Below are 6,859 nucleotides of genomic sequence, written 5' to 3'. Positions count from 1 at the left end.
CATGGCATCGGCAGCCGGGAAATAGCCCGCGACCGCGCCGAAGAACACGCCGACGATCGCGGTGATCGCAAGCACGCCGAAGCCGACCACGAAGGAGACGCGCGCGCCGTAGACGATGCGCGAGTAGAGATCGCGCCCCAGGGCGTCGGTTCCGAGCCAGTGTTCGGCCGACGGCCCCTGCAGGCGGATCGACGGATCGAGCACGGTCGGATCGACCGTGCCCAGCCAGGGCGCGAAGGTGGCCATCAATGCGATCAGCAGCAGGATGAACAGGGCGAGCCGGGTGGCCCAGCCGGCCAGAAGGCCGCTCTCGCGCATTTTCGACAGGATGGAGACGGACATGAGCGGGCCCCTTCCTCAGGAGCGGATCCGCGGATCGACGAGCGTATAGGAGATGTCGATCAGCAGGTTGATGAGAATGTAGACCAGCGAGAACAGCACGATCAGTGTCTGGATCACGGTGAAGTCGCGCGACAGCACGGAATCGAGCACCAGCCGGCCAAGGCCGGGGATGTTGAACACCGACTCCGTCACCACCACGCCGCCGATCAGCATGGTGATCGAGATGCCGATGATGGTCAGGATCGGCACCGCGGCATTCTGCAGGGCGTGGCGCGACAGGACCGACCATTCCGGCAGGCCCTTGGCCCGGGCGGTGCGGATATAGTCCTCGCCGAGCGTGTCGATCACGCTGGTGCGCACGATGCGGGTGATCAGGGCGATATAGACCGTGCTGAGCGAGATCGCCGGCAGGATCAGGTGGCGCAGGTGCTCCCACAGCCCGGCGGCGAGCGGCTTGTAGCCCTGCACCGGCAGCCAGCGCAGTTCGATGGCGAACACCAGGATCAGCAGATAGGCCACGATGAACACGGGCACCGAGAAGCCGACCACCGAGCCGGCCATCACCGCCCGGTCGAGGGCCTTGCCCTGGTACCACGCCGACAGCACGCCAACCGGCAGCGACACCAGCAGGGTGAAGAGCAGGGTGAGGATGGTCAGAGACACGGTGGCCCCCATGCGGCTCAGGATCAGCTCCGACACCGGCTTGCCCGAGATCAGGGAGATGCCGAAATCGCCGCGCAGCATGTCGCCGACCCAACGCCCGAACTGCACGATCACCGGCTGGTCCAGCCCCATGTTGCGGCGGATGGCCTCGACCTGCTCCGGCGTGGCGGCGTCTCCGGCCACAAGCGTGGCCGGATCGCCGGGCGTGAGCCGCAGGACCGCAAAGATGACGACCGCCACCACAACGAGTACCGGTAGGGTGGCGATCAGCCGCCGTGCGATCATCCCGATCATTGCTTTTCCACGTTCCAGAACACGGGAACCGCGCTGTCGAGGAAGCCCGTGACGTTGCTGCGCGCGGCGGTGATCACCTTGAACTCGCCCAGGGGGATCAGCAGGCCTTCCTGCATGGCGAGCTTCTGGATCTCGGTGGCGATGCGCTGGGCCTCCTCGGCGTTGGCGGCCTGGGCGAATTCAAGGCGCAAGGCCTCGATGGCGGGGAAGTCGGGCCAGCCGAACCAGGCCTTCTCGCCATTGGCGGCAATCGCCATGAAGCTCAGCGGGTTGCCGATGTCGGCAAGGCCCGAATAGGTGGTCAGGATGCTCCAGCCCCCCTCCGCGGCCGGGGCCTTGGAGGTTCGGCGCGTCTGCACCGTCTGCCAGTCCATGCTCTGCATGTCGACGGTGAAGCCGGCCTGGCGCAGCGACTGGGCCATCACCGGCACCAGCGGCCCGGTGAGGAAGTCGGTCGGGTGGAGCAGCACCAGCGGCTCGCCCTTGTAGCCGGATTGCGCCAGCAGGGCCTTGGCCCCTTCGATGTCGCCCTTGAAGTAGGGCTCCGAGCCGGCGTCCGACGGGAACTGGCTGGCGCAGCCGAAGACCGCGCCGCAGGTCTGGAAGTAGTCGGGATTGCCCACCTGCGCCTGCATCATCGCCGTCTGGTCGAGCGCCATCAGTGCCGCCTGGCGGGCCAGCGGGTCGTTGAAGGGCGGCTGGGTGAAGTTGAAGCGCCCCTCGCTCTGGCCGCCGCGGATCACCGAGGTCGACAGCGTGACGTCGGACTCGCCCTCGAGCAGCGGCAGCAGATCGAGCGCCACCTGCTCGATCAGGTCGATCTCGCCGTTGCGCAAGGCGTTGACCGCGGTCATGGCGTCGGGCATCGCCACCCACTCGACCCGGTCGACATGGACCAGCTTGCCACCGGCGAGGCCGCTGGCCGGCTCGTCACGCGGGACGTAGGTATCGTTGCGCAGGAAGACGGCGCGCACACCGGGATTGTATTCGTCGGCCGCGAAGCGGAACGGGCCCGAGCCGTTGGAGGAGGTGATCGCCTCGCTGACCGGCGTCTCGGCCACGGCGGCGGGCATGATGAAGGCCGGCAGCGACGACGGCTTGGCCAGCGCCCGCAGCACCAGGTCCGAGGCGACGGTGAGGTCGATGGCGAAGCTGGCCTCGTCGACCACCCGGATCCCGGTGACGAACTGGGACAGCACCTGCCCCATCTTGTCGAGCTGAATCCAGCGCTTGATCGAGGCCACGGCATCGGCCGCGGTCACGGCGCCGCCTTCGTGCCAGGTCAGGCCGTCGCGCAGCGTGAACGTATAGCTCTTGCCGTCGTCGCTGACACTCCAGCCTTCCAGCATCTGCGGCTGGACATTGCCTTCGGCGTCCACGGCCAGCAGCGTGTCATAGACCATGTAGCCGTAGTTGCGCACGATGTAGGAGGTGGTGATCACCGGGTCGAGCGAGCGCAGCGGCGCTTCCATGACGGCGGTCAGGGTGGTCTCGGCCAGCGTCGGCTGCGCCACCAGCGCCAGGCCCGAGACCGCCAGGGCCAGCAAGGAAAGGCCGGCACGACGGGTTGGGCGGCATTTGAGGGTTGTCATCAATGGTACTCCCTTGGTGTGGTAGGTGCGGTGCCGCAGGTCTTGCGCCGGCTGGCACCGGGCTTGTCCGCTCCGTTCAGGCAGCGGAAAGGTCGAACAGCGCCTCCAGCAGGATCTGCGCCCCGGTGATCAGGTCTGCGTCCTTGGTGTATTCGGCGGGGTTGTGGCTGAGGCCGCCGACACTGGGCACGAAGATCATCGCGGCTGGGCAGAGCCGCGCCATGATCTGGGCATCGTGTCCGGCGCCCGAGGGCAGGCGTCGCACGCTGCGGCCCAGGCCCTGCGCCTTGCGCTCGACGAGGTCGACGAGCGCGGGGGCGAAGGCCACGGGATCGAAGCGGGCGAGGGAACGGTGGGTGATTTCCACCCCCTCCTGGGCCGCGGCCTCGGCGGCGAAGGCCAGCAATTCGGCTTCGGCCCCATCCAGGGCCAGCTTGTCGGTGTTGCGCAGGTCGACGGTGAAGATGGCCTCGGCCGGGATGACGTTGACGAGGTTGGGGTGCAGCCGGCAATGGCCGACGGTCCCCAGCTGCCCGGCGCCGTAGCGCTGGGTGAGCGTGCGCACGAAGCGGGCGATCTCGACGAAGACCGCGCCGGCGTCGTGGCGCAGGCGCATCGGCGTGGTGCCGGCGTGGTTGGAGACGCCGCTGACGGTGAACTCGGTCCAGCAGATGCCCTGGACCCCGGTCACGGCGCCGACCTCGAGGCCTTCGTGCTCGAGCACCGGCCCCTGTTCGACGTGGAGTTCGAGATAGGCATGCGGCCGGCCGACGCCGACCGGCGCCGGTCCGGCATAGCCGATGCGCTCGAGGTTCGCGCGCACGCTGGTGCCGTCGATGCCGACGGTGTCGAGAGCCGCCTCGAGCGGCAGGTCGCCCTGATAGACGAGGCTGCCCATCATGTCGGGGGCGAAACGCGACCCTTCCTCGTTGGTGAAGGCCGCCACCTGCACCGGGCGTTCGGGCGTGATGCCCGCCCGGCGCAAGGCGGCGACGACCTCGAGCCCGGCCAGCACGCCGAGGGCGCCGTCATAGAGGCCCCCCGTCGCCACCGTGTCGATATGCGAGCCCATCATGACCGGGGCGAGGTCGCGCCGGCCGGCCAGGGTGCCGACGATATTGCCGATGCGGTCGATGGATACCTCGAGCTCCAGCTCGCGCATCCAGGCGACCAGCTGGTCGCGGCCCCGGCGGTCCTCCTCGCTGAGCGCCAGGCGGCAGACCCCGCCTCCCGCGAGGGCGCCGATGCGGCCCAGCGCCTGGATGCGGGCGAGCAGGCCCGGCCCGTCGATCTGCAGCTGGCCGCTCACTTGCCGGCTCCCGAGCGGACTTCGGCCGCGGTCCGGCCGGTGATCTGCCGGTACAGCTCAGGATCGGTGTCGCCCTCGGAGGCGAAGAACAGCACCCGGCTGTCGGGTCCAAGCCCCAGGGCCGCGGCCATGGCCGGATCTTGGGCGGCCGCCATGCCGGCGGCCACGCCGGCCACGGCGGATTCGCCGGCGACGATCGGCGGGTCGCCGCCCTCGCCGTTGGCCAGGCGGCGCATGACGGCGAGGGCCGCGTCGTCGGGGACGAGCATGAATGCGAAGCTGCCCGGCTGCAGGATGTCCCAGGCGAGCAGCGAGACTTCGCCACAGGCGAGCCCGGCCATCACGGTATCCAGCTCGCCTCCGACGGCGACCGGCTTGCCGGCCAGCGCGCTCTGGTACAGGCAATCGGCCTTTTCCGGCTCCACCACGATGATGCGCGGGCGTGCCGGGCCGAGCGTCTCCCACAGATGGGCGGCGACAGCGGCGGCGAGCCCGCCGACCCCGGCCTGGATGAAGACGTGCGTGGGCGCCGGGGCGTCGCCGAGCTGGTCGAGCGCCTCCTGCACCATGACCGAATAGCCCTGCATGACGTCACGCGGGACGTCCATGTAGCCCGGATAGGAGGTGTCCGAGACGACGAAATAGCCGTAGTCGGCGGCGTCTTGAGCGGCGCGGCGCACCGCGTCGTCGTAATTGCCCCGAACCCGCACGACCTTGGCGCCGAAGGCCGCAATCGCGGCCTCGCGCCCGGTCGACACCGTCTCATGGATGTAGATGACGCAGGCGCAGCCGGCGTTGTGGGCGCCCCAGGCCACCGACCGGCCATGGTTGCCGTCGGTTGCGCAGCACACGGTGATGCCGGCGATCAGGTCGCGGAATTCCGGCCGTGAGAGGTCGGCAAAGCTCAGGTCGCTGCGCCCGGTGCGCTGCGACAGCTCGCGCAGCAACAGGCGGTTCACGGCATAGGCGCCGCCCAGGGCCTTGAAGCTGCCCAGCCCGAAGCGGGTGGATTCGTCCTTGTAGTCGATGCGCCCGAGGCCCAGTTCTCGGGCGAGGCCCGGCAGCGCCAGCAGCCTGGTTTCGGCATGGCCGGGCCAGCTGGCGATGACCGCGCGCGCCGCCTCGAAGCCCCGACGCGAGAGGATCTCGCGGTGCGCGTCGCGATAGGCCTGCTGCGGCGCATCGGCAGCGGGGTTGAGGAACAGCCGGACGCGCCCCGACGTCAGCACCTGTGGGTTCATGGGCGTTTTCTCCTAACGATGTCTATTCGGACCGCAAATCGCGGAAGCTGCGATGGATCGCCTCGATGCGGTCAAGCTTGCGGGCGACGGCACCTTCGGCCGCGCGTGCCAGGCGATTGGCGAGGTAATTGATCAGGCTCAGCGTGGCCGCGTGGGAATCAAACAGGCCGGCACCGGAGGTCTGCACCGTGAAGGCGATGTCGCCCTGACGCGTCAGCGGCGGCTCCAGCCCATCGGTGAGGAAGGCGACCACCACCGCTTCGCTGCGCAGATGGCTCACGACCTTGGGCAGCAGGACCGAGCGGCGGCGAAAATCCATGACGATGGCGAGATCGCCGGTTTCGATCTCGGCCATCACCTCGCTCACATGCGGCTGGGTGCCGACGAGTTGGCGTACGTCTGAGCGCAGCTGCTGCAAGAGGGAGTGGGCATAGGCGGCCAGGATCTGGCCGTTGCGAAAGCCGATGACCCAGACATGGCGCGCCGCCAGCGCCTGGGCGACGAAACTGTCGACCTGCCCGGGCGGCAGCGCATCGAAGGTGGCAGCGATGTTGCGCGCGTCGCCGGCCACGAAGCGGGACATATCGTCCGACAGCGAGCCGGCATTCAGCCGTTCGAGCGGCGCGCCGTCCTCGATCTGGCCGCGTCCTTCGAGGCGGAAGTCGTTGAAGCTGGCAAAGCCGAGGCGCCGGAAGAAGCGTACCGCCGTCGCCCCCGAGACGCGCGCCCGCTCGGCCAGCTCGTTGGCGGTATAGAGCGCGATCGTGTCCAGGTGGCCCAGAACCACGTCGGCCAGCCGCCGTTCGGCCGCGGGCAGGTCGTCGAGGATTTCGAGAATGCGGTTCCGGATCGACACTTCGGCCTCACGAAATATACATTTCGCGTAGGTCTATGATGAAATCTGCATTTCATCAAGCGGATTCTCCCAGAAGCATTTCTCGCGCCGGCGCGCGCCGGCGCCGCACGGGCGTGTGCCTCCGCCTCTTGGGGGCCTGGTGAAATTCGTTGTCAGGCGGGACTTGACGGTTGAATGTGGGTCGCTTCTAACTCATATTTTCGAAACTTATACTCGCGGAGCCGAAAACATCAAATGACTATTCAATCGGCCACACCCTCGCAGGATGATTTTTCAGCGCGGACGCTGGCGAGCGACGTCCGCGAGCGCTTGCGTGCCGACATCGTCAGTGGGGCGCTGAAGCCGGGCCTGCGGCTGCGCTTCGACGAGATCAGGGCGCGCTACGATGTGGGCCTCAGCCCGCTTCGCGAGGCACTGTTCCGCCTGGCGAGCGAGGGGCTCGTGGTCTCGGAGGATCATCGCGGCTTTCGCGTCGCGCCGGTGTCGCGCGCCAAGCTCATGGATATCAGCTTCATGCGCAAGGAGCTCGAGACCATGGCGCTGAAGCTGAGCATCGAGCGCG

General features: G+C 68.4%; 6 protein-coding genes and 1 pseudogene. 1 reads left to right on the top strand and 6 read right to left on the bottom strand.

Annotated elements, in window-relative coordinates:
- The 6 genes and pseudogenes from VGD93_RS05875 to VGD93_RS05850 all read right to left on the bottom strand — a co-directional run.
- Positions 1-342: pseudogene (locus VGD93_RS05875) on the bottom strand (hypothetical protein); the annotation flags it as partial.
- A gap of 15 nt (positions 343-357) precedes the next feature.
- Positions 358-1,299 (bottom strand): ABC transporter permease, encoded by a 942-nt coding sequence (locus VGD93_RS05870; protein WP_395010139.1) that lies wholly within the window; start codon positions 1,297-1,299, stop codon positions 358-360.
- On the bottom strand, positions 1,296-2,891 hold the full coding sequence (locus VGD93_RS05865) for an ABC transporter substrate-binding protein (protein WP_395010137.1): 1,596 nt from the start codon (positions 2,889-2,891) through the stop codon (positions 1,296-1,298). The genes VGD93_RS05870 and VGD93_RS05865 overlap by 4 nt, the downstream gene beginning before the upstream one ends.
- A gap of 76 nt (positions 2,892-2,967) precedes the next feature.
- Entirely contained in the window at positions 2,968-4,200 is a 1,233-nt protein-coding gene (locus tag VGD93_RS05860; RefSeq protein ID WP_395010135.1) for a Zn-dependent hydrolase, read from the bottom strand.
- Positions 4,197-5,441, bottom strand: coding sequence for a diaminopropionate ammonia-lyase (locus VGD93_RS05855; RefSeq protein WP_395010133.1), 1,245 nt, complete (start codon positions 5,439-5,441; stop codon positions 4,197-4,199). Before VGD93_RS05855 ends, VGD93_RS05860 begins: the two co-directional genes overlap by 4 nt.
- Positions 5,442-5,463: 22 nt before the next feature.
- Complete coding sequence (locus VGD93_RS05850) at positions 5,464-6,297, bottom strand: MurR/RpiR family transcriptional regulator (RefSeq protein ID WP_395010131.1); 834 nt, start codon at positions 6,295-6,297, stop codon at positions 5,464-5,466.
- Positions 6,298-6,531: 234 nt separating this feature from the next.
- Between VGD93_RS05850 and VGD93_RS05845 the strand changes: the two genes are divergently transcribed.
- On the top strand, positions 6,532-6,859 hold a 328-nt coding region (locus VGD93_RS05845), incomplete at its 3' end, for a GntR family transcriptional regulator (RefSeq protein WP_395010129.1).

Origin of the sequence: Devosia sp., from assembly GCF_036406155.1 — a bacterium.
GTDB lineage: Bacteria > Pseudomonadota > Alphaproteobacteria > Rhizobiales > Devosiaceae > Devosia_A.
The sequence above is the reverse complement of the archived record's forward strand: the minus strand, read 5'-3'. Positions and strand labels throughout refer to the sequence as shown.